Raw genomic sequence first — 22,199 nt, forward strand, 5'->3', positions numbered from 1 at the left:
CTCCGACAGCAACAAGATTGTTAAGATGGCGTTGTCTGCGAACCAGGATTTCCACCAGGATTCGTAGTTGGTGTTGCTGAGTTGGTAGGTGCATCTCCCACCATTCTGGCAACTTCAATTCCATATTGTTCCACAATCACAATAGGATTGGAGCCTTCATTCATTTCAATACGCTTAATTAAAATCCCATTGGCTAGTCGCTGTCCAGCTTGCACATAGCGACTTGTTGGCTCATTTGGGACTTTAATAATCGCCTGTAGTTGTTTACCAATTAAAACTACACCAGTTACAAAAACTGACTTTGCTAAATCAGGTTCTGGTGGTTTAGGTAATACAGATACGAGATTTGGGCTAGGAAGTACTGGCGGCAGAACTTTTGGCAAAACAGGAATTAGCTTAGGAATGGCAGCAGTTTTTTGGATTTGTATTTTTCGTGGTTTGCTAGTAATTGCTTTAACTGCACTCCTAGGTGTTGTTGTTACTGCTACTGTTACTGCTGGCGGTTTAGGAATAGGCAGAGGCGGTAAATTAGGAACAGGTCTTCCTTGTCCGCTAGGAAGTATGCTATTACCTCCTTGTGCAATAATTTCCGCAAACGGGTCTGTTCGTCCTTTTGATACCAACACTAACCGCTCTGTAGCATTAGTAGGTTGAATCAAAGTAGAAGCAGGACTATAAGTTGCGGCGGCAACTTTTGAGACCTGTTTTCCAGGGACGAGAGGATTATTAAAAGTTTGCGTAGCTGGTGGCGATTTGAGTGCTGGTTTGGCAACCGGGCTAGGATTAGTAGCTTGTGGTGTTTCTTCTGTGGTACATCCAGCGATCGCCAACGCTAAAATGGCTGCACCTGCGATTGTGAAATTTTTTCTATCCATTAGCCGTTCTCAAAAGCTATAGGAAAATTTGTTTAGGAAAATTAACCAGCCTTAAATTTGTATTAAAGACTAAGTCTGTTCCCGTTATAACCTAATTTTTTACAATTGCCTGGTTATTTTTATACTGTCAGTACAGCATAAATGCGGAGTGAATATTTGCTAGTTACTCGTCTACCACACCCATAAGCTTTTTCAACAAGTCCAGCCCTTTCTTGACTCTCCGGGAAACCGTGACTACACTAATCCCTAAATGTTCTGCCACTTGTTTTTGTGTCAAATCATGTAAAAATACACATTCCAAAACATCACGGGTGCGCTGTTCCAACTGAACCAACGCTTGTTGTAGACGAATTTGATCTTCTTGCGCTAATTGAAAACTGCGATAGTGAGGATCTGGAACTAATTCTCCTAGGCTTGTAGAACCTTCTTCTCCATCTTGTATTGGTACATCCAAGCTCAAAGGCGCACGATTAATCCATGCTAATTTAATTTCCTGCCATTCATTAGGGGAAATTTCTAGTGCAGCTGCTAGTTCAGAGTCAGTAGGTTGGCGATTATATTGTGCGCGCAAAGAACGCGAAACTCCTATCGCTTGCTGTTGCAGTGCTAAGTAGCGTCGGGGAATGCGTACAGTTACACCTTTATCTCGGAGGTAATGTTGAATTTCACCGCGAATATAAGGAACAGTAAAGGAACTAAAAGCATGTCCTTTAGAAATTTCAAATTTCTCAATTGCTTTAATTAAACCTAAACAGCCGACTTGGAGTAAGTCTTCATAGTTTTCATGGCATTGATTCATCCAATAGTGAGCTTCCCTTCTCACTAGTCCAAAATTGAGTTTAACTAGCTGATTGCGAACGGTTTCTGAGCGCGATTGCTGATATTCTCGCAACAATTGCCAGGTTTCATGCTTCAGTTCAGTGGTGACAGTGGTAGGCATAGCACCGAGTTTATTGAGCAAAGCAAATAAAGCGTTAAGTAATTGCTTGTAAATTTAGATGCGATTGAGCGATATGAAAGTAAATATCAAACTAAATTACCCAGTAGATTTATGACACATAACAAATTTGTTATGAGAGAATCTCGGATGGGTAAACAATCGAGCTAAGTGCAAACAAGCATATTTGGTATTTTGTCTGTTATCTAGCTTTGGTATTACCTAGAGCCAAAAAACTATATAGACACAAAATATAAAACTTTCTATTGTTTTTCAAACCGAGATTGTACCTAACTTTGGTTATTAAGTATCAGGTTAGATGGTAGACAAAAACTTTGATTATCTGATGATGAACTTGGATTTTTTAACCTTGATTGGCTCAGTAAAAATACGACATTAGCTACCAAAATCATCATTATTTCAAGTTTGCTAAATATATAGGCAAAAATATACGTACTTGTTATTAACGATTAATTAGTTAACATCGATTAGAGTTTTTATCAAAAATGAGATTTTGGATTGGTTCGGTTGATTATAAAAATTTAAAAATGCACTTTGAAGATTTTAAATTTCGTATTCAAATTTGAAATGAAAAGTTCCAAATATAAAAATTTTATAAATTATGATAAATTTTTGAATAAATTAAGCCTAATTGTAATTGAAGTTTAAATTTAAAAATCGCAAATAGCGCTGTATTGAACAGAGACAATAAGCAATACTACTCGGTTAAGCGTTTTGAAATCAAAATTGGTTGTGGGGAAAAGGTCAAAGGTTAAAGCTTCAAAGTTTTTTCTTTCCCTTTTCCCATTCCCCTTTTCCCCCTTAACCGACAAGTATTGAGACAATAAGTGCCCAAAAAGTAACTTCTCTATATAATTTCATCAATCAGCCAAATCGCAAAAGCCTTCTTGCGCTATCTTTGCCTACGCCAGTAAATAAAAAATATAGAGATTAGCCGATTTGCAAAAAAAACACATACCCCCTTAAATCAAAGGAGTATGTGAATTAAATTTTGCATTCAAGCCTAATGCATACAGAATTGTTGTGACTATCTGAGTGCCCGTAATTTGCGGTACTCAAGCTAACTTAGCCTCTGTTGGGTTCAACTCGAGCATAGAAAAGACCACGAATCTTCACTTCTTTAGGTTCACCAGCGCCTAAATCAGTATCAGATGGCTGTTCACTATCGAAAGTACCTGCAATTTCACCAGTAGAGTTATCAACTTTAGCTACTTGCAAAGAGATTTTGCCGCTCAGACTTTCAGCACGCTTAACGTTAGTGCGAGTCAGTTCATCATCATCCGCTTGGGCAGGCAGAGCTACAGCGTTATCATAACCACTAACAACACCCCGTCCTTTGGGATCTAAGAAAGCAGCACCACGATATGAAGGTACTTTGAATGTGCCTTCAAAATCTGTAGAAGTATTCAAGCTGATTGAACCAGGTTGTGTTTGAGCAACTAAGTTCTTGATAGTAAACAGGAAAGGTACTCGCTCACCACCAGGGAGTTGCACAGTGATAGCTTGAAAGTCCAAACCATCTTTTTCTGCAAATGTCAAGCTGCTGTCTGAATTGATTGTCAGATCGCCTTGCACCTGGTCAATAGTCGATGTATACCTAGTTAGCAGCTTACCAGCAACAAATTCTGCTTCTTGGCGTTTATTAGCTGGTTCTTCTTTGACAAAGAAATTAGTTGGTTCTAAGCAAAGTTCTTTAATGGTGTAGGACTGGCTAGAATCCAAGGGAATGGAACCACGGCTTGTTTCTGCCAATTGAGGGCACTTGTTAGCCAAACCAGTGCCGCGAATTTGTTCGTATGTAAGTATGTCTCTACTACTAGCAGAGGAACCATCACTACAAGCAGTTATTAACCCTAGGCACAAAGCCAAGAATGCAACAATTAAAGCGCGATACCTCATGATCAACCTCAATTTCAAAAATTAATATCTAACGTTGTAAAACTGCACTTAAGTTTCGATCTCTGGTGAGAAATCGCCCTAATATTAGGGGCATTGACGGCAGTTTACTCTTATGCCCTTCCGTTTCCGGTTCGGCACAGTTCCTTCCCTACGAGTAGGGTTAGGTAATTACCGCTCAAACTTATGTTTGCTAAACGTATTTAAACGTGTCGCTCTTTTGACTCTGGGATAGAAACCCCAGGCTAGCTAGTACACTGCATCCATTACGGATGTGTGGCCCAAAACGGGCAAAAACCAGCAGTTTTACTATTGTCGGCATTTGGTAGAGTTTGGGCGCATCAATGATTGTGCCCTGACACAGAGCGGCATCAGCGCTTGCCTCTGAGGACACGAAGAGCAAGATTCTCTTCGTACTTTCCTCTAGCGTATGGCAAAAGTGGCATCGCTTTAATCGTTCTGTATTATGTATGTGTCGCCACTACATACAGCCCATTGTTTAAATAGGGAAATCAGCCAGATCATACGATTTTTTGAAACTCAAAATCAAAGCACTCTCGTATTAACCCAGAATATCAGGAGCAGATTTAGCTCACGTGTAGGCTGTAGCAACGGTCATTGCGTTGTTCTAGAAGCGATGCCTGATCTTGCTAGATGTTCAATGAGGAGACACAAGATCTGGCTGTAGCTGCTCTCCTAGGTGGTAAGATTTAATGTCAGACTGGGTAACGAAAGAGTAGTGGCAGGAAACATAGTTATTGACTTAGTGAAATCGGATAATTTATGTTTTCCGATGTTTCCCATTGGGGATTTTACTCACCCCTCACAACTCAGCACTTTTCCATCAGTTAAGGCTGGATAACCAAAAAGCAGCAATCCTCAACAACCTTCTCAAAGCCAATTGAGAAGATCTAACAATGCTAGCCAATAGAAAGCCAAAAATGTTGGGTAAATTTGAGTAGGCCTTAATTTATACGGAAAAGCTGGCATGAGCAACGACAGAAGCTTAGAAGCAGAGAATTTGTCTTCTAAACTACAAATAATTTCCAATACGGTGTATGAGGCAGCAAAAAGTTGCGAAGGAGATGCGATCGCGCTTTTAGCTTTACTACGGCAGTTAGAACAATTACACCGCGAGATTCGGGATGGAGCTTTTCAAGCAACTTTACCTGAAAACCGTCAGCAACTCTACTCATTGCTCAAAGATATTGAATCTGAGGGAGGCTGGCCTTACATTGAGCGTATGAGAATACAAGCCTTTTTAGCAAACTTGGTAAAAGATGCTCATGAGGAGAATAGCGACGGTGTAATCAACAGCGATCGCTCCTGTGGTTGGTAAATTTTGGTTATTTGCTGTTGGTAAAGCCATCGCAAAGCCAGCGATCGCGTGGATCAACATTATGGTTGTGCTGGAGGTAATCATCAACCCAGCTGCAACCACGAACCAGCAGGTCATTAAGATTTAAATTCCACAACATGATCGTGTTGTCATCACTAGCAGAAGCCAATGTTTGACCATCAGGACTAAAGCTGACACTTAATACAGCACTCTGATGTCCAGTGAGGGTTTTAATTAGTTTACCCTCACGGCTCCAGAGTTTGACTGTTTTATCCCAGCTGGCAGCAGCAAGTAATTCTCCATTGGGGCTGAAGGTAACAGCGTTAACGCTATCGCTATAGCCTTTTAACATAGTTTTCAATAACTTCCCATCTCGCCGCCATAACTTCACAGTATTATCCCAACTAGCAGAAGCTAATAACTGGTCAGTGGGGCTAAAGCTGACACCCAAAACCCAGCTGTCTTGAGGCGAAAAAGTTTTCAACAAAGTTCCATCCCTGCGCCAGAGTTTGATGGTTTTGTCGTCACTCGCAGTTGCTAAAAGCTGACCGTCCGGGCTGAAATTGACACTATTCACCCAACCGTTATGTCCTACTAAAGTTGTCAGCAAGCGGCCATCACGATGCCAAAGTTTCACTGTCTTATCTTTACTGGCTGAGGCTAACAACTGTCCGTCTGGACTAAAATTGACGCTCATCACGCTATCAGTATGCCCCTGTAGCGTCTTGATTAAAGTCCCATCACGCCGCCAAAGTTTGACAGTTTTGTCGTAACTGGCTGATGCTAATATTTCACCTAAGGGATCAAAACTCACACTGGGAACTTTATCTGTGTGGCCCAGCAGAGTTTTGTAGAGTTTAGTTTCTACCTTTCCATTTCTAGTCTCACGTTTCCAAAGTTTAACCGTGTGATCTTTGCTGCCAGAAGCCAACATTTGACCATCTGGACTCCAAACTACGCTTAAAACTCTACTTGTATGACCTTTGAGGATGGGTATAGTTGAGTCATCTAAACGCCACAACTTGACGCTTTTATCATAACTAGCTGATGCTAGCAGTTTGTTATCTGGGCTGAAAGCGACACTAGCAACAGTATCGCTGTGTCCCTTAAAAGTATTTAGTAGAGTGCCTGTGACACTCCAGAGATTGATTGTGTTATCGTCACTGCCAGAAGCGAATTTTTGACTATCGGAACTGAAATTCAGGCTCCAAATTGTCTTGTGATGCTCCAGTAAGGTTTTGCTGGGACGAAAATCAAAGCTGTTTTTGTTACTATTACGCTCTCTGCGCCAAAGTTGTATGGTCTGATCTCTACCACCAGACACCAATACTTGCCCATTGGGGCTGAAAGCTACAGCAGTTACACCCTTGCGATGCCCCTGCAAGGTGGTAACTAAACTGCCATCTCGTCGCCAAATTTTGACAGTTTTGTCTTCACTTGCAGAAGCAATAAATTTTCCATCTGGACTGAAGGTTACCCAATTAACCCATCCTTGATGTCCCCTGAGAATTTTTAATAAAGTACCATCCTTACGCCAGAGCTTAATTGTTGCGTCCTTACTACCAGTAGCTAATGTCTCACCATCTGGACTAAAACTGACGCTATAAACCGATTCCCCATGCCCTTGTAGAGTTTTATATGGCTGTAAGTCAAACAAGCCTGTATCCGCATTTCTCTGCCAGATTTGCACGGTTTTATCCAGACTAGCGGAAGCTAAGGTCTGACCATTTGGACTAAAACTTATGCTAGTAACACCATCACTATGGCCTTTGAGAGTTTGTAGTAAAGTTCCGTCAGGTCGCCACAACTTTACTGTCTTATCTGTACTACCTGAAGCCAACAATTGACCATCAGGGCTAAAAGTCACACCCCAGACGATATCTTCGTGCCCCTCTAAGCGATTTTTCTCTTTGATGCCATAAACAGCCTGTTGCAGGGCCGTTACAACTCGCATCTTCGTATCTGCTTGAATGCTATCGTCTGCTTGTTTGAGTCGTCTCCACGCCCGCAAACCTTCTAATAGAGCATCAAACTCTTTATTAGAAGCAAATAAGGCTTCACTAGAAGCTGCGATCGCGCTGATTTTGAAATTTGTTTCGCTGCGTTCCGCTCTTAATGCTTGCCGCTCGGCTGCTCTTTTTTGTAAATCTGCCTGCCACCATAAGACTGCTATTGTCCCTGCCATTGCTGCCAAGGCCACACCTGCTAGACGTGCTTCTCGCAGTCGCCGTTGTAACACTAAATTCAGTTGCTTTTGAGAGAGTTTTTGCGCTACTTCAGCACGATTTTTTTCCGATCTGACTTTTTCTAATTCAGCAACCATGCCATAGTCGTTTTTTTGGCGGATCGGTTCAACTAAATAATCATGAACCAACTGGTAGCGATCGCCTAATTCTTCTGGTTCTCGTAATACTAAGCCTGACCCCACCAAAATTTCTAAAATAAATTCCCACTCTGAATTAAAATTAGATATTGCGTTTTGATTCTTTTCCAGGGCAACCGCTAAATCAGCTTTGGTTTTGAGGGGTCTAGTCCCTTTTTCATCTGTTAATTCAAATAATAATTTCCAACTCAGCGCTTCGTTTTCTTCCCCACAATCTTTGATCACTTCCTCCAGCCAGCGCTCCACTAATTTTGCCGAACCACCACAAAGGTTATATTGTGCGAGTGTCGTAATATTTTCTGCTTGCAGTTGAGCGCCAACTATTTGTAGTTCAATCGGATGTACTTCGTTAATTTCTCCTGCTAAATCCTTGACTAACTGATGAATTAATTCTTCGGTAATTTCATAATGTGAGCGTTGAGTTAGACTTTTAATGATATTAATGGCATCATCGCTATCAAAATTTCCTAAATAATAGCGAATATCTTTATCTAAAATATTTTTATTAATTACACCTAAATCATATAAACCATCACTATTTTCTTTGCTCAACCGCTCAAATTCTAATAAATAATGTAAATAATCTTCGCGAATTGCCAAAATTATTTTGACATAGCCAATATTTAAACACTCACTGAAAAATTTATAAAATTGGATTTTTTTCTCAGGAGATGTACTGATAAAGAAGAATTCTTCAAACTGATCAAAAATAATGACTATCGTATGATTACGTTCAGAAACTAAACGTAGTTTTTCAATAAGTATAGTAGGTGTAATTTCTCCAGCAGTAAATATTTCTGACTGTGCTAGTACTTGATTGAGATTGCGTCCTAATGCTGTCACCCAATCTGTATACACCGATAAAACTATAGGTAAAGCAATACGTTCACCAATAGCTTTTCCCGTTAAAGCTGGTACTAAACCAGCTTTGAGAATAGAACTTTTACCTACACCAGATGGACCATGAATGACTGTGAGTTTGTAATCAGCACGTGTAATCCTTTCAATTAAACGATTAACATCTTGTTGTCTTCCAGAAGCAGCTATTTCTTGGGCAACTTCTTCAGGAATAAATGGTATTTTTTGTGCCGCTAAAACTGGGTTAATTCTATAGCGTTGTGGTTGTAATTGGCTGGCCCCAATGAAGGCACGAAAACGATACTGATGTTCGATTTGAATTTTTTCTTGCTTGAGAATAAAGGCTTCTGTATAGTCATGACGCTCATCAAAGTAGAGCGATCGCAACTCCTCTAAAATTTCTAAATACAGCAATGGCTCATACTGTAGCTCACAAACGACTCTTGCCCATTCCAGGTTATTGATAGCTTCTTGCCATTCTCCCAAATGTCGCTGTGTACGTGCTAGCAATAAAAGATACCAACTTTCTTGCCTGCGTGATACTTCTGTCGCTAATTCAGCAATAGAAAGTGCTGTATTGGCTAATTCATGGGCTAATACCCAGTTTGACTCTGAAGCCGCCACATCTGCCAGAAAAGCGTAATCTTGCGCTACTTGTGCTGGATTGGCATAAGTTTCATGCAAACGCAACGATTTTTTCGCTAATTGCTCTAATTCTTCCCAACTTTGTAAGCGTTGTAGCATTTCACAAGCTGGTAAAATGAATTTAGCAACTAAGTCTTGTCTTTGTGCCTCTTCCAATACCTCCAAGCATTTTGTAAACCACAAAAGCGCATCTTGCCAGTACTTACTATCGGCACCTTGGTATAAGTCTGCCATACGTCGATAGCACAAACCGATGTGAAATATCACCACAGCCTGTCTTAGAAGTGGTGGGGATGGTAGCATTGGCGGATAAGGGCAATAGACTTCTACATTCTCTTCTAAATCCCTAAATCCACTCTCACCTGAACCTACCTGTTGCCATAGCTCTAAGCTTTTTTGATAATGAGCTAAAGCATCATCAATTTGATCGTTGGCATATTCATCACGTCCCAAGACAAATTCTAAACTTGCCTCTAATTCAGGATCTAATTTCACACCATATAAACGCAGCAAATCGTTACGAGCTGATTCAATTTCTCGACGATTTTGTGATTTTGGCGCTAAATCAAGAGCATCATTAGATAAAAATCTATCCGCACCTGCTTCTAGAACTTTAGCAAATAGAGAATCTGTTTCCTGACGGATTAAGGCAATTAAATATTCTTGTGCTAGTTCAAATTTGATGGTAGTTGCTGCCCAGCTTTTGAAATCTGGCGCTAATCTTGACAGCATAGAAGCTACTTCATCTTGTAGCCAAAATATTAATGGGAAGGGAAAAGTAGCTGCATAAATATCTCGTGCTTGGTTGACACCAGCCAGAAAATTATCTAGAGCAATAATTGACTCTAGTCCGAAAACCATCACAGCCGATGGCAAAGTATCTTTGACAACTACAGGATGATCTAAAAATAGCTCTGTAATTATTTGAGTATGTAAAGCATTAGTTGATGGCTGGAGAAATATCTCTCTAATATTGATGTCTTTAGTCAGCAAGCGGAGATTACCCAACATTTGCTCTCGTAATTGCCCATAGTTACACCGGACTAAAATTAGGGCAAATTGACCTTTAGAGAGATTGATTGCCCGAATCATCCTTTGCAGAGCATGTTGATTGTCATTAACTATAGCTGCTGTGAATTGCCACTTTGTCATAAATAAAAACCGGGCTATATAGGAAAAATATGAAATTACACATCAAGCAGCAGCAAGAATATTTTTTGATACTGGTTTTGCATTTTGTGAAAAATATAGTGAAGGAGTGATTCCCATAGCCAAATTTTCGAGATTAATTTGGCATAGCTCACTTATTTTGCTGCCAGAGAAGGACTTTTTCTGTTTCTGCTAATGCTGGGCTAATTCCAAACCAGCGACCTTGGGGATCGCGGTATTCAAACAAATACATACTTCTGAGTAAGCTTTGATAGTCAGATTCGCCTTTGACGCTTTGCTGCTGTACTACTTCAAACAGTAATTTCCATTGATGTTCATCAATAGCTAATAACAGGTCGTCCCGATAGTCTTTGATGACAGCTTCTAAACATTCTCTGGAAAACGGGGGATCTTGACGTTGCAAGCAACTATAAAGCAGTCCCAATAAATTACGAATGTGACCGCCACTGACACGACAAATTCGATCTAATGTCTCGGGGCGATCAAATAAATCTGTGATTAATAAAGCTCTTTCATCCCACTTAACTTCAGGAAAAGCTCGTGCTAATACTAACTGGCGCAATAGTGACATTCCAGGTTCAAAGTCGCTACCATCTCTTTTCCGCACCAATACCATTGGTAAGACTTTAGGCGCAATTCCTCCACCTAAGCGATTTTTGAGAGTTTCGTACTCATTAGAAAAAATTAAAGCTAGGGGAATGGTATAAACTAAATGGCATTTGAGTCGGCGTAACTGCTCACCTCGGTCAATAAACAGATACTCTGGTTGGGTACGTCCAGAAGCAACGGGGCGCATATCAACCCGATCTAAGTTATCGACGATCACTACTAATCCTTTTTGACCACGTTGTTTGAGCTGTTCTACAGCTTTTTCTAATATCTCCTCGTTAATTGCTTGCAAAATACTGTTGGTACGTGGTTCTAGGTATTGTCTTAATTGATTACGTGTCTGGGCACTATCTTTGGTTTTAGCAGTAATTTTGGCAATACCCAAGGATAATTCTGCTTGTCCAGATAACTCTATAGGAGTCTGCAAAAAATCCCCGATTTCTTTAAATAAATTACTAAAGTAACCTGGTCTAAATTTAATTCCAATTCCTTCTAAACTGACACTGACTTGACGAGCTACACTCAGCAAAATATCACTAACATCTATATCCGCCATATCTAGGTCTTGGCTGGACTCAAAATAAACCACATGAAATCCTGCGGCTTCTAGCTCTGCTTTTAGGCGCTGTAACTCTGTGGATTTACCACAACCAATATGACCTGTAAACAATTGGCAAGTTGGTTCATCTGGAGAAATGCGAGTAATAGTACGTTGTAGCTCTTCAACAATTTTGCAACCACGGACATCGGAGAAATCTATATAGTACTGCTTATCCAGTACCTCACTCATATTTAATGTGTAGCTTGGGTTACACGCTTTATAAAAACGTGACAAATTTAATGTAGTTTTCATGTAGATGCAGATCTAGTTTTATTTGTATCTTTTGCTATGCAAAAATCTCGATCAACTTTCAGACACTCTTAAATTGAATACAAGTTGGTATCGGATCACAGACAGCCCTGAAAGGGAGAATGAATGCTGCAAACATCTGTCAGTATCATGGCAGAGATTAAGTTTTTCCTTATACGTTAAGTATCTCTGTCCTTTTTACAGCTGGTGTTGAGCTTTTGACAATCTGTAGCCGTTACCTGAGGCTGCCAAATCCTGAGCGGTTAATCAAGATGTCAAAAAAAATACTTTCTTAGCTAAATGGAGGGTTTGGTTATGGATGGTACACATATCACTTATTTTTAATTTTGTCAATTCAATACGTAATATTATTTACAACCAAATTAACATTTTGTAATTATCTGCAAAAAAAACTCAGATGTCTATATGTTTTCAATGGCACTTACTACTATATATTTAGCTAGCTCGTCAGAGTTGATCAAATAGCACTAAGTTAACATTCAAGGTAGCCCATATAATGTGATTTTTACAGAAAAATTATCTGTCTATTTGTTGATTTACCCTAGTAATGATTAAAGCGCTATTTACCTGGAACTGTCAGTCCGATAGAGAATTTTGCCCTAATCAAGGTTAAGAATAATTTTGATTGTTGCTCTCATTTGTAAAGCGTATAAATACTGAGAAGATATTGCACCCAATATACATATAACATTATATATTTCAATACCACTGATGTAGTTTTTTTGGCAGATAATGGCTATCACCCTACAGTAAAAAAGTGACATTGGGTCTAGAATAGACAGCGCCAACTGCTAAATGAAGAGATATTGCCCCACAATCATCCTGTGGTTGCTGTAAAGTGTTACTAAAAAGTGAAAAAATTCTGGAAAAAAGGGGCGAATAACGGCCACCAAAGTTTACTGAAATTAATTAACGATCTAAGTACTAAAGAATTTGGACTGGAACCAGCAAGGGGTTTTAATGGCTGACCTAGTATCACTTTCCCGTGCAGATTTAGCCCAGCGCCGTAAAAGATTACGACGTAAGCAGCAAATGAAAATTATTCAGGCTATTTGGCGAAGTTTTGCCATTACCAGTTTGGCAGGTTGTTTATTGTGGTTGGCAATCCAGCCTGTTTGGGTACTGAATACACCCAAACAAATAGTGATGAAATCCGGTAATGAATTACTCCCAGAGGAGACAGTCAAATCTCTGTTGGTATTATCTTATCCTCAATCTTTATGGCGGATTCAACCGTCAGCGATCGCCGAATCTTTGAAGCGGCAACCAACTATTGCACAAGCAAGCGTCAGCCGTCGTCTATTCCCGCCTGGACTGATTGTTGACATCACCGAACGAGTACCCGTAGCTATAGTTCAAACACCCAGAAGCGGAAATTCTGAAGCTGCGAATAAGCAAGCATCTGTTGGCTTAATAGATGCTAGTGGAGTCTGGATACCTCTAGAAAAATACACATCACTGAATCCTACAAGAAAATTACCTAGTCTCAAGGTAATTGGGTTACCAGAACAATACCTTCCTTATTGGAATCAACTGTACCTATCTATCAACCAAAGTTTGGTGAAAATTCAAGAAATTAATTGCCAAGATCCCACAAATCTAATTTTGAAAACAGAACTAGGCAATGTATATCTCGGCCCACCAAGTCCCCAGCTATCTGAACAGATTAAGACCCTTGCCCAAATGCGCCATTTATCTAGCAAATTAAATTCCAGTCAAATAGAATACATTGATTTGCAAAATCCTGAAGCTCCATTAGTACAATTGAACCAAAAAAATCAGAAAATTAATGTTCGTAATCCTTAGAAATATTTAACATGTTTAATATATATAAGGCTTTTAGTAAATTAACAAAGTTTTATGATAAAAAATTATTTACTATTTTTTTATATTTCGAGTAATAGTCACAAAATATGCGTAAACTTCTCATTAAAATGAGACCATTACTCACAAAGCCTGCTTTAAGACTAAAGGCAACACAATTGTTACCCTGGCATCTCACGATTGAGCACAATACTTGAGAACGCTAATCATGGCTTTGGTTGTGTAAACCATCTTGTGTTCAGGCAATTTTTACATAAAGTAAAATTTTCCCGACAAAAACCAGTATCTGTCTCTACCCTAACTCCTCTAGGCTACAAAGCTACTTTGGTACACCTAATATATATGGACGACACCAGTGAGGATTTCTATAGGGTAGAATATTTCTCCAACCAATAGTTTGTTAAAACAGAGCAAATAGCTAATCAATTTTGGTTTTCCATAAATTGACCAGCAATTTCTTCTCTGCCCCTAACTTCAAAATAAGTAAGTAAAGGGCAAATTTTGTGTCATAAGGTGCAATCATTCCCAATGGTGAAACCTATTAACTATATTATAGAAAGAGAACGGACGCGCTATGGTGCGTCTTTACAAGTTGTGCTATCCAAGTGTAATTTTTGGTATAAAAGTATTTATGCTGAGATAAACAGTATCTTTAATTACCATAATTTATATATAGGGGATAAATTTAACAACAAGAATAATCTCTTTCCTAAGTATTTTTCTTTGGAGGAAAATTATAAAATATACAAAATTAACCTTGTAATAGTGGCGATCAAGGAAAAAAAAATCAATACTGTAAGTTGTAAAATTAATGACTCATCAAAATCATTAGTAGTAATTAAGGAAGAACATATTAAATGCCAAAGAAATCCCCCAATAAATCGGCAGCAGCAAAGTAGAGATCTAAATCTCTGGTTGAAGTTATACAGATCATTTTTAAGTAAATATAGGTATACTTCTTTAGAACTAGTTGTGCGATCGGCTGCGTTCTTGGCTGATGCCGTAGCGAAATTTCGCACTGACAATCCTGTTAGGGTTGGAAGTAGTGAGAACAATAAAGAACACTGCCATATCTGTAGCAGTGTCAAACTATAGTTGACTCTTAGGTGAGTAACACCTGAAAAAGTCGTTTATCTACCTTTCACAAATCCAATGACACTTGATAATAACCAAGGGCTTACCTATAAAAACTCCCAGTCTGTGGGACAGTCAGGGTTCTCACTGGCTGTGAATTCAACCAATCCTTTTAATCACTCAGGGCTAAACTTCAGTCAAAATAATGACGGTAAGAAGATTACTGCTGAAAGCAACCGCATCGGCGAGATCGTTCCTGGTAGAGTTGCTAACATCAAAGTGATTGGTGTAGGAGGCGGTGGTGGTAATGCCGTCAACCGCATGATTGAGTCTGATGTCAGTGGAGTGGAATTTTGGTCAATCAACACTGATGCACAAGCTTTAACATTGGCAGGTGCTCCTAGTCGGTTGCAAATAGGACAAAAACTAACAAGGGGTTTAGGTGCAGGTGGTAATCCTGCTATTGGTCAAAAGGCAGCTGAGGAATCAAGAGACGAAATTGCTACAGCTTTAGAAGGTGCTGACTTAGTATTTATCACTGCTGGTATGGGAGGAGGCACTGGAACAGGTGCTGCACCCATTGTTGCAGAAGTTGCTAAAGAAATGGGCGCACTCACAGTTGGTGTTGTCACACGTCCATTTGTATTTGAGGGTCGCCGTCGTACCAGCCAAGCAGAACAAGGCATTGAAGGTTTAAAAAGTCGGGTAGATACTTTAATTATTATTCCTAACAATAAGTTGTTGGAAGTGATCCCCGAACAAACCCCTGTACAGGAAGCTTTTCGTTATGCCGATGATGTACTGCGTCAAGGGGTACAAGGTATATCCGATATCATCACCATACCTGGGTTGGTCAACGTTGACTTCGCTGATGTGCGAGCTGTGATGGCAGATGCAGGATCGGCATTAATGGGAATAGGCGTAAGTTCAGGAAAATCAAGAGCCAGAGAAGCTGCGATCGCAGCTATTTCTTCTCCATTACTAGAATGTTCGATTGAAGGCGCTAGAGGAGTTGTCTTCAACATCACTGGTGGTAGTGACCTCACCTTACATGAAGTTAATGCGGCTGCAGAAACTATCTATGAAGTGGTAGATCCCAACGCCAATATTATTTTTGGTGCAGTGATTGACGATCGCCTCCAAGGAGAAGTACGAATTACTGTCATTGCAACTGGCTTTACAGGTGAACCACAAGCAGCTCCACAGCAAAATACCGCTAACAATAGGGTAACAACGCCTCCACCTAGAAGGCCTGTAGCACAACAACCTACTGCGAATCCTACTCCCCCAACCCCAATTGCAGAACCCAAAGAAAAACCGATATTAGATATTCCTGATTTTCTGCAAAGGCGACGCAACCCACCCAAAAATTAAGTGATGCTAAAAGTTTGGATTTGAGATGAAATAGGAATGCTGGGTTTACCTGGTTCCTGTATACAATCTGCTAAGTTTTGAGTTTCCTACTTGGGGGAATTCGCTAGTTCGTTGTGCATCTCTGAAATATCACCAATTGATAACTAAACTGCATAACGTTAGCCACAAAAAATTAACTTGGGCAGGAGTCTGTTGACTCTCATGTCCACTAGTATTTTAGGAAAAAGCACAGAAATTGAGAGTGTTGAAGAAGCTTGCTTATAGCTTCATCAGCATCTGTCTGGAAAACGGGAAGACTAGTCCAATTACAGCAATACTTGCTTGTCTAGGTTCGCTAGATTGTCAGGTAAATTACATAAGTGTAAGCTTCCCGTAAAAGATAATTCTAAAAAAACAGATAAGGTAAATTATTTTTCTTTTTTACTTTTTAGAGTCTGTTCAATCCATTGAATGACATCTCTTCCTAGATGAGTGTGATCTAATCTGTCGATTTCACGAATTCCAGTTGGGCTAGTAACGTTAACTTCCGTAAGGTAACCACCAATAACATCAATTCCTACAAAAATTAACCCGTCTTGGCGTAATTTTTCAGCTACTTGGGTACAGATTTCCTGCTCTCTTGGGGTAATTGTGGTTTGAGCAACTGTCCCGCCTGCCGCCATATTATTACGAAAGTCGCTGCCGCTAGAAAGGCGGTTCAGCGCGCCTATTGGTTCTCCATTGAGTAAAATAATTCTCTTATCTCCGTCTTTGGCCTCTGGTAAATAAGTTTGTACCATCACAGGTACTCGACCTTGAAAAGTACTGAGTTCAACAATCGAGTTGAAATTGCGATCGCCTGATTGTAAAAATAAAATCCCTTCCCCAGCTTTGTTACCCAGTGGCTTGAGAACAGCAGCACCTTTTGCGTCCAAAAATTCTCGAATGACCTGCTTATCAGCACTCACAATCGTTTCTGGAATCACATTGGTAAACTGAAGAGCATACATTTTTTCGTTTGCTCCTCGAATACCATTAGGACTATTAATGACTAGGGTTTTGTTTTGATCAATATAGTCCAGAACATAGGTGGCAAAAAGGTAAGCATCATTTACTGGTGGATCTGTCCGCATCAATACAGCATCCATTGTTTCTAAGCAAGCAAAAGCCCGTTGTCCCGCGCTCAACTTGTACCAAGGATTAGCTGCAAAATAACGTCCGTCTACCAACTCGACTGGTATTAGTTCTACCTGTTGTAAAATAGCCCAGGCTTTACCTGCTACGACACTCAACAGATTTGCCTGTGTTATCCACACTTCGTGTCCAAGGATTTGTGCTGCTTCCATCATGGCAACACTGGTGTCATGACATGGATCAAGCTGATGGATGGGATCAATAATAAAAGCTAGTTTCACGCTTTTTGCCTCAAGCACCAGGAAATTTAATGGTGTTCAATTTAAATTATCCCCTGATGTTCTGACTGATTGACACTTGCTGATGTTACCAACAAAGGGTAATTGCCAGAGTTTCTGCATCTAGAGCCTAGTAGCGGCCAGTAATTCATCTAGCTTTCCTTGCCTGTCTAACGCGTGGATATCATCGCAACCGCCAACATGATTGTCATTGATAAAAATTTGCGGCAAAGAGCGTCGTCCATTTGCTCTTTGTGACATTTTCTCTCTTGCGTCCTCATCTCCGTCGATGCTGTATTCGATAAAATTCACCCCCTTTGTATTCAGCAAGTTTTTAGCACGGATACAAAATGGGCAAGTTCTCCAAGTATAAATTTCTACCTTAGCAGCCATAACGTCCTCTATTTATTTGAATATTCTTCATTTTAGAACGTAGACACTAACTCTAGCTGTTTGAGCTAGTTTTACTAATTTCCAAAGTAGCTTCATCAATTTACACAAATAAAGGTTAGTCAAAAGTCGTGAGACTCTTGACTAATTTTAATGTTTGCACCAGTTTTCTTCATGAACCGATAATATTACACTTTAAATACCAGCTACCTCAGCAACCATACGGTGATTGTCCGGCTCACATAATTTTATGACCGTATAAATAGCTAGAATATTTATACATTTACATTAGTAAAAAATACGGTTTATTGGATTGGGTTAATTGTGGATATCATAAAGTCTACAAATAATCGTGAGCCAAAAGATAGATAAATGAGGATTTAAGTCGGTTGATTGAGGAGATTACAAAATGTACCGGAAACTGCAATTAAAATGCTTAAGTAGCAATATTTACGTTTTTTTTGATTTACAGTATCCAGTACATCATTGGCATTAAATCAAATAGAGTATCATTTAAACTATAAAATTTGCCTTTTTTCTCAGTGTTCGTACTGCAATCACTGCCAAGAAACCAAGAGCTGCTGTTGTACTGGGTTCAGGCACTTGTTCTGCTGATATCTGGCTGCTTCTGGCCAATAATTTAAAATCGGGGCCGTTAAAACTGGCTTCTGCTGTCAGTTGAATACCACTTAGAGAAGTAACACCTAACTGTTGCAGTTTGACACCCCATGAACCTACTTGTTGAGCGTCACCTATTTCAGTAGTCTTAATCTTATAGCCTGCGTCTGCTTGGTCTTGATGATTCAGTTTTAAGAAATTACCGATTAAGTTGCCACTGCTATCAATCCCCTGAATACCCAAGTCACTGTTCATCCCCCTTTCCCAGAAAAATAGGTTATCTAATCCACTACTATCTTCCTGAATAGAACTGTTGAAAAAGAGGTTGATTTTAAAAACGCCTCCATCTTCAGTATCAATAATATTGTTTAAATTCTTATTACCCAAAAAGGTAGCAATTTCAGCCCCAGTTGGGTCTTTCAAGCCAGAAACTGAGATAGGTGCATAAGCTAGATCTCCTTGATCTGTACTGGCAGCACCAGTATTGTTATTTGTAGACCCTGGTGTACTAGTACTGTCTGCTTTAACATCTGTAATTGGTGTGTTTTCTAAGATATCAGCTCTAGTACCCAAGGAAAAATTATTAAATTCTTTTCCATTCTGAGTAATAGAACTGAGCCAAATATCTCCTTTAGACGCATCTGTATTTGAAAGCGATGAAGTGTAATTGGTCTGAAAAGTTGCAGCTTTAACAGATGGAGAAAAAGCTAATAATGTTCCAAAAGAGAGACAAACCAGAGTAGAGATTTGGTGAATTTTCATAGTTTTTACTACGATGTTGAATAGTCAAATGTTATTGCCTTACTTAAATTCGTAAGTAAGATAATTTGAAAATTTATTGCTAGGCAGTAATTGCTGTATTTAGATAGCTAAACTTTTAGTCATTCGCTAGTTCACATAGCGATAAATGCACTCGATGATGATTGGATGATCCAACCTTATATAGATATAACTTGCCACACATTCTGCCTCTTAGTACATCGGTTATCCACAGAGTTGATAAAATTTTATTGAAGCTAATAGAGTAATTTTTATATGTATTTATATGGTGACTAGTAACTTCACTGATAACAAGATTGGTAATAAATCAGTAATTCAACGGCAATAATTCAAGATTTATTGAAAGCGGCGGGAAACTCCATCCCCTTGTGGGTGGAGAGGGATAGCTGCCCCGCCGCTTGGGGCATAGGGCATAGGGCATTGGTATGTTCTTTCCCATGCCCCATGCCCCATTCCCAATGCCCAAAAACTCCATCCCCTTGTGGGTGGAGTTTTTCATTAATATCTATATATGATTTAAGCCAAATACCCAGCAGTCACAACCTGGAGGCTACCTTACAAAAAATTTTGTAGTTGATAATCAGTCTTTATTTGGTAATAAATTGGAAAAGTCTGTTTTTTCTTTAGTATCTACACTGAATTAGCTGCACGGTTAACCCAGCCATTAATTGTAAAACGGCTATCGGCAAAAACTTGAGAATGGCAATTAACAGGAAGTACTTCATGCAGATAGCGGCTGAGGAAGAAGACAATACTATTGTTACGTGGCTCAATCGTTGTGAATGATTCGGAATTTACATAAAAGTTGTTGATGATTTTGCTATCGTATATCAGCAACTCGCCACCAGAAAATTGCTTTGGTTCTTGATGAAAGTAGTAAACATAAGTGATTTCTCGGAGAGATGTTTCTGGACTACCATTATCATTATGAATTTTGAAATAATTACCATCATTATGTGCAGTGAGTTGGCTTTCAATATAGGTTATGGGAAATGATGGTAAACCTAATCTATTCACTACATCAGGTACAAGCGATTTTATTCGCGTAGTAATTAGCTCAGAAAACTCAGGAAATGAGTAAAGCACTTTTGATTGACGGTAATTCATCTCATTAGTTGAAGTTGTGGTGACAACAAACTGTAATTCGCGGTCAAGAACATAGTTGAGTAACAGTTGATGTTCTTCTGCTGTAAGAAAGTCTTCTATTTGAATATAGCTAGAGGGCAAAACATCAATATTTTGAGCTTTAACTGGCTGTATTTGGGTAATTAAAGTATCTGATTCTGTAGTCATAAATATTTTCGGGGTAATATAAAAAGCCGTAGTCATTATAACTACGGCTTTTTGCAGCAAAACACAAAATTTACTTGATTTTTAGTATTTACCGAGAGTCAACAGCGTATTGAATTAGCTGCGTTAATCGATGGCGTAGGGTTTCTAATCCCAAACGCTGACTAGCAGAAATAAATACTGCTAGAGGAAACTCTTCCCGTGCTAAAGCGAGAGTTTCGCTACTGACTTGATCGATTTTGTTAAAAGCCACTAATGCTGGGCCTGGAGTCACTGGCATTTGAGCGAGGATTTCTCTAACTGAGCGAATATGGCTCAACCAAGCTGGATGAGACAAATCGACCAAATGCAGTAAAGCATCTGCCTCTGTGACTTCCTCTAAGGTGGCGCGGAAGGCATCCATTAAGGAGGCAGGCAATTCATGTATAAACCCTACTGTATCTGTCAGCAGAATCTCTTGGGTTGCACCTGTCTCAGCATCAGAAATTACCAGACGGCGCGTGGTAGGGTCAAGAGTAGCAAATAATTGATCGGCTGTGTAAACTTCGGCATTTGTGAGGGCATTGAGCAAAGTAGATTTGCCAGCGTTTGTGTACCCAACTAAAGCCACTGAAGGCACTTCCCGATGTTGTCGGCGCTGCCTTAAGCGGGAACGATGTGCTTGCAACTGGTTAACTTCTTGTTGCAGCCGAGAAATGCGCCTTTGAATGGCACGACGTTCAGTTTCTAGTTTGGTTTCACCAGGGCCCCTAGTCCCAATACCACCGCCTAACCGAGACATCGCCTGACCTCTACCAGTTAGTCGCGGCAGCATATACTCAAGTTGTGCCAGTTCTACTTGTAACTTACCAGCACCAGACTGAGCGCGTTGAGCAAAAATATCTAAAATTACTTCGGTGCGGTCTACTACCCGGACACCAATTTGGGCTTCTAGGTTACGGACTTGGGCTGGTGAGAGGTCGCGGTCAAATACAACTAGATTTGCCCCTAAAGTTTGGGCAGTTAAGGCAACTTCTTGAACTTTACCTTCACCGACTACTGTTTGAGGATGAATACGCGATCGCTTTTGTTGTACTGTCTGTAGTACATCGCCCCCGGCTGTATCTACTAACCGTGCCAATTCTGCCAAGGTGTCTTGGAATTGTAGCGGAGTCATTTCATCGGTCATGACTCCCACAATTAGCACGCGATCGTGGTCAACATCTACTTCTTGGGCAACGAATTCGCGCTGAAATTCTGCTTCTAGATTTTCTACTAAATCGATAAAGTCTTGCTGTGCTAACTCATCCAAACTCAGAGGTTGTGACACAGTCCAGGTTGGAGATTGGATATTGTTAGACCCAGTCTTTAACACAGCAGGGCTAGTAATGAGCGCACGAGAATCTTGGGGTGTCAAGTGAGCTAAATAAGCTTCTTTGACGTACCCAGTCGCACCGCCACCTCTACGTGTAAATCCTGCCCCAGTAATATTGAGTACTACCAGGACATCTAACCGTTGCAAAGCCATTGCTGTCAGTGCCGCTTCATTAGGCGGTTCTGGCTTCAAATTAGTAGCTATACAACGGATACCGCTAAGTCGTTCTGCACCATAACGGGGCAATTCTAGCGGTGGGATTTGCGTTTGACGCGGTGTGCCTACCCCCACACGTATCACTTGTCCGCGACGGTTGAGATAGGCACACACAGGCTGATTGAGTTCTGTACTAATTGCTGCCAGACGCTGAGAGAAATCGGACGTACTGATGCTATCGCCCGGTATGCGTTGGTGATACAGCCGCTGTAGTTGCTTTAGCTGGCTGGACTTTAAACCTTGGAGATTTCCGTAGATAGTCTCTATAGGCGTTTCTGACCAGT

Annotated in this window: 13 protein-coding genes; 3 read left to right on the forward strand and 10 right to left on the reverse strand. The window is 40.1% G+C overall.

What is annotated here, in order from left to right; translation table 11 throughout:
* Nucleotides 1-20 precede the first annotated feature (20 nt).
* The 3 genes from HGR01_RS10205 to HGR01_RS10215 all read right to left on the reverse strand — a co-directional run bounded on the left by HGR01_RS10205 (nucleotide 21) and on the right by HGR01_RS10215 (nucleotide 3,732).
* On the reverse strand, nucleotides 21-875 hold the full coding sequence (locus HGR01_RS10205) for a hypothetical protein (protein WP_045872952.1): 855 nt from the start codon (nucleotides 873-875) through the stop codon (nucleotides 21-23).
* Between the two features lie 163 nt (nucleotides 876-1,038).
* Nucleotides 1,039-1,815, reverse strand: coding sequence for an RNA polymerase sigma factor SigF (locus tag HGR01_RS10210; RefSeq protein ID WP_045872951.1), 777 nt, complete (start codon nucleotides 1,813-1,815; stop codon nucleotides 1,039-1,041).
* 1,083 nt (nucleotides 1,816-2,898) lie between these two features.
* Nucleotides 2,899-3,732, reverse strand: coding sequence for a photosystem II manganese-stabilizing polypeptide (locus HGR01_RS10215; protein ID WP_045872950.1), 834 nt, complete (start codon nucleotides 3,730-3,732; stop codon nucleotides 2,899-2,901).
* Between the two features lie 985 nt (nucleotides 3,733-4,717).
* Here HGR01_RS10215 and HGR01_RS10220 point away from each other — a divergent pair.
* A complete protein-coding gene (locus HGR01_RS10220; RefSeq protein ID WP_045872949.1) occupies nucleotides 4,718-5,068 on the forward strand; it encodes a hypothetical protein in 351 nt (116 codons plus the stop codon).
* A gap of 7 nt (nucleotides 5,069-5,075) precedes the next feature.
* On the opposite strand, the gene HGR01_RS10225 is transcribed toward HGR01_RS10220, so the two are convergent.
* Nucleotides 5,076-10,106, reverse strand: a complete 5,031-nt coding sequence (locus HGR01_RS10225) for a WD-40 repeat-containing protein (RefSeq protein ID WP_045872948.1) — start codon at nucleotides 10,104-10,106, stop codon at nucleotides 5,076-5,078.
* A 148-nt stretch (nucleotides 10,107-10,254) separates the two neighbouring features.
* Nucleotides 10,255-11,586: an ATP-binding protein gene (locus tag HGR01_RS10230; protein ID WP_045872947.1), complete on the reverse strand. Its 1,332-nt coding sequence runs from the start codon at nucleotides 11,584-11,586 to the stop codon at nucleotides 10,255-10,257.
* A gap of 978 nt (nucleotides 11,587-12,564) precedes the next feature.
* Between HGR01_RS10230 and HGR01_RS10235 the strand changes: the two genes are divergently transcribed.
* Together HGR01_RS10235 and ftsZ are read left to right on the forward strand one after the other, a co-directional pair.
* On the forward strand, nucleotides 12,565-13,410 hold the full coding sequence (locus HGR01_RS10235) for a cell division protein FtsQ/DivIB (RefSeq protein WP_045872946.1): 846 nt from the start codon (nucleotides 12,565-12,567) through the stop codon (nucleotides 13,408-13,410).
* Between the two features lie 1,170 nt (nucleotides 13,411-14,580).
* A complete protein-coding gene (ftsZ, locus tag HGR01_RS10240; RefSeq protein ID WP_045872945.1) occupies nucleotides 14,581-15,876 on the forward strand; it encodes a cell division protein FtsZ in 1,296 nt (431 codons plus the stop codon).
* A gap of 407 nt (nucleotides 15,877-16,283) precedes the next feature.
* On the opposite strand, the gene gshB is transcribed toward ftsZ, so the two are convergent.
* The 5 genes from gshB to hflX all read right to left on the reverse strand — a co-directional run bounded on the left by gshB (nucleotide 16,284) and on the right by hflX (nucleotide 22,182).
* Entirely contained in the window at nucleotides 16,284-17,270 is a 987-nt protein-coding gene (gene gshB, locus HGR01_RS10245) for a glutathione synthase (protein ID WP_045872944.1), read from the reverse strand.
* A 120-nt stretch (nucleotides 17,271-17,390) separates the two neighbouring features.
* Complete coding sequence (gene grxC, locus HGR01_RS10250) at nucleotides 17,391-17,660, reverse strand: glutaredoxin 3 (RefSeq protein ID WP_045872943.1); 270 nt, start codon at nucleotides 17,658-17,660, stop codon at nucleotides 17,391-17,393.
* A 510-nt stretch (nucleotides 17,661-18,170) separates the two neighbouring features.
* Entirely contained in the window at nucleotides 18,171-19,037 is an 867-nt protein-coding gene (locus tag HGR01_RS10255; RefSeq protein ID WP_045872942.1) for an exosortase-dependent surface protein XDP2, read from the reverse strand.
* Nucleotides 19,038-19,685: 648 nt separating this feature from the next.
* On the reverse strand, nucleotides 19,686-20,348 hold the full coding sequence (locus HGR01_RS10260) for a 2OG-Fe(II) oxygenase (RefSeq protein WP_228045317.1): 663 nt from the start codon (nucleotides 20,346-20,348) through the stop codon (nucleotides 19,686-19,688).
* 88 nt (nucleotides 20,349-20,436) lie between these two features.
* On the reverse strand, nucleotides 20,437-22,182 hold the full coding sequence (gene hflX / locus HGR01_RS10265; RefSeq protein WP_071989459.1) for a GTPase HflX: 1,746 nt from the start codon (nucleotides 22,180-22,182) through the stop codon (nucleotides 20,437-20,439).
* Nucleotides 22,183-22,199 lie beyond the last annotated feature (17 nt).

The sequence above is a fragment of the Tolypothrix sp. PCC 7712 genome (assembly GCF_025860405.1).
Classification (GTDB): Bacteria; Cyanobacteriota; Cyanobacteriia; order Cyanobacteriales; family Nostocaceae; genus Aulosira; species Aulosira diplosiphon.

What these genes read in the sequence shown, in the direction of transcription:
- HGR01_RS10205 (WP_045872952.1), bottom strand. Translation starts at nt 875, where the DNA reads ATGGATAGAAAAAATTTCACAATCGCAGGTGCAGCCATTTTAGCGTTG.
- HGR01_RS10230 (WP_045872947.1), bottom strand. Translation starts at nt 11,586, where the DNA reads ATGAAAACTACATTAAATTTGTCACGTTTTTATAAAGCGTGTAACCCA.
- HGR01_RS10225 (WP_045872948.1), bottom strand. Translation starts at nt 10,106, where the DNA reads ATGACAAAGTGGCAATTCACAGCAGCTATAGTTAATGACAATCAACAT.
- ftsZ (WP_045872945.1), top strand. Translation starts at nt 14,581, where the DNA reads ATGACACTTGATAATAACCAAGGGCTTACCTATAAAAACTCCCAGTCT.
- HGR01_RS10210 (WP_045872951.1), bottom strand. Translation starts at nt 1,815, where the DNA reads ATGCCTACCACTGTCACCACTGAACTGAAGCATGAAACCTGGCAATTG.
- HGR01_RS10220 (WP_045872949.1), top strand. Translation starts at nt 4,718, where the DNA reads ATGAGCAACGACAGAAGCTTAGAAGCAGAGAATTTGTCTTCTAAACTA.
- HGR01_RS10260 (WP_228045317.1), bottom strand. Translation starts at nt 20,348, where the DNA reads ATGACTACAGAATCAGATACTTTAATTACCCAAATACAGCCAGTTAAA.
- HGR01_RS10255 (WP_045872942.1), bottom strand. Translation starts at nt 19,037, where the DNA reads ATGAAAATTCACCAAATCTCTACTCTGGTTTGTCTCTCTTTTGGAACA.
- HGR01_RS10215 (WP_045872950.1), bottom strand. Translation starts at nt 3,732, where the DNA reads ATGAGGTATCGCGCTTTAATTGTTGCATTCTTGGCTTTGTGCCTAGGG.
- grxC (WP_045872943.1), bottom strand. Translation starts at nt 17,660, where the DNA reads ATGGCTGCTAAGGTAGAAATTTATACTTGGAGAACTTGCCCATTTTGT.
- HGR01_RS10235 (WP_045872946.1), top strand. Translation starts at nt 12,565, where the DNA reads ATGGCTGACCTAGTATCACTTTCCCGTGCAGATTTAGCCCAGCGCCGT.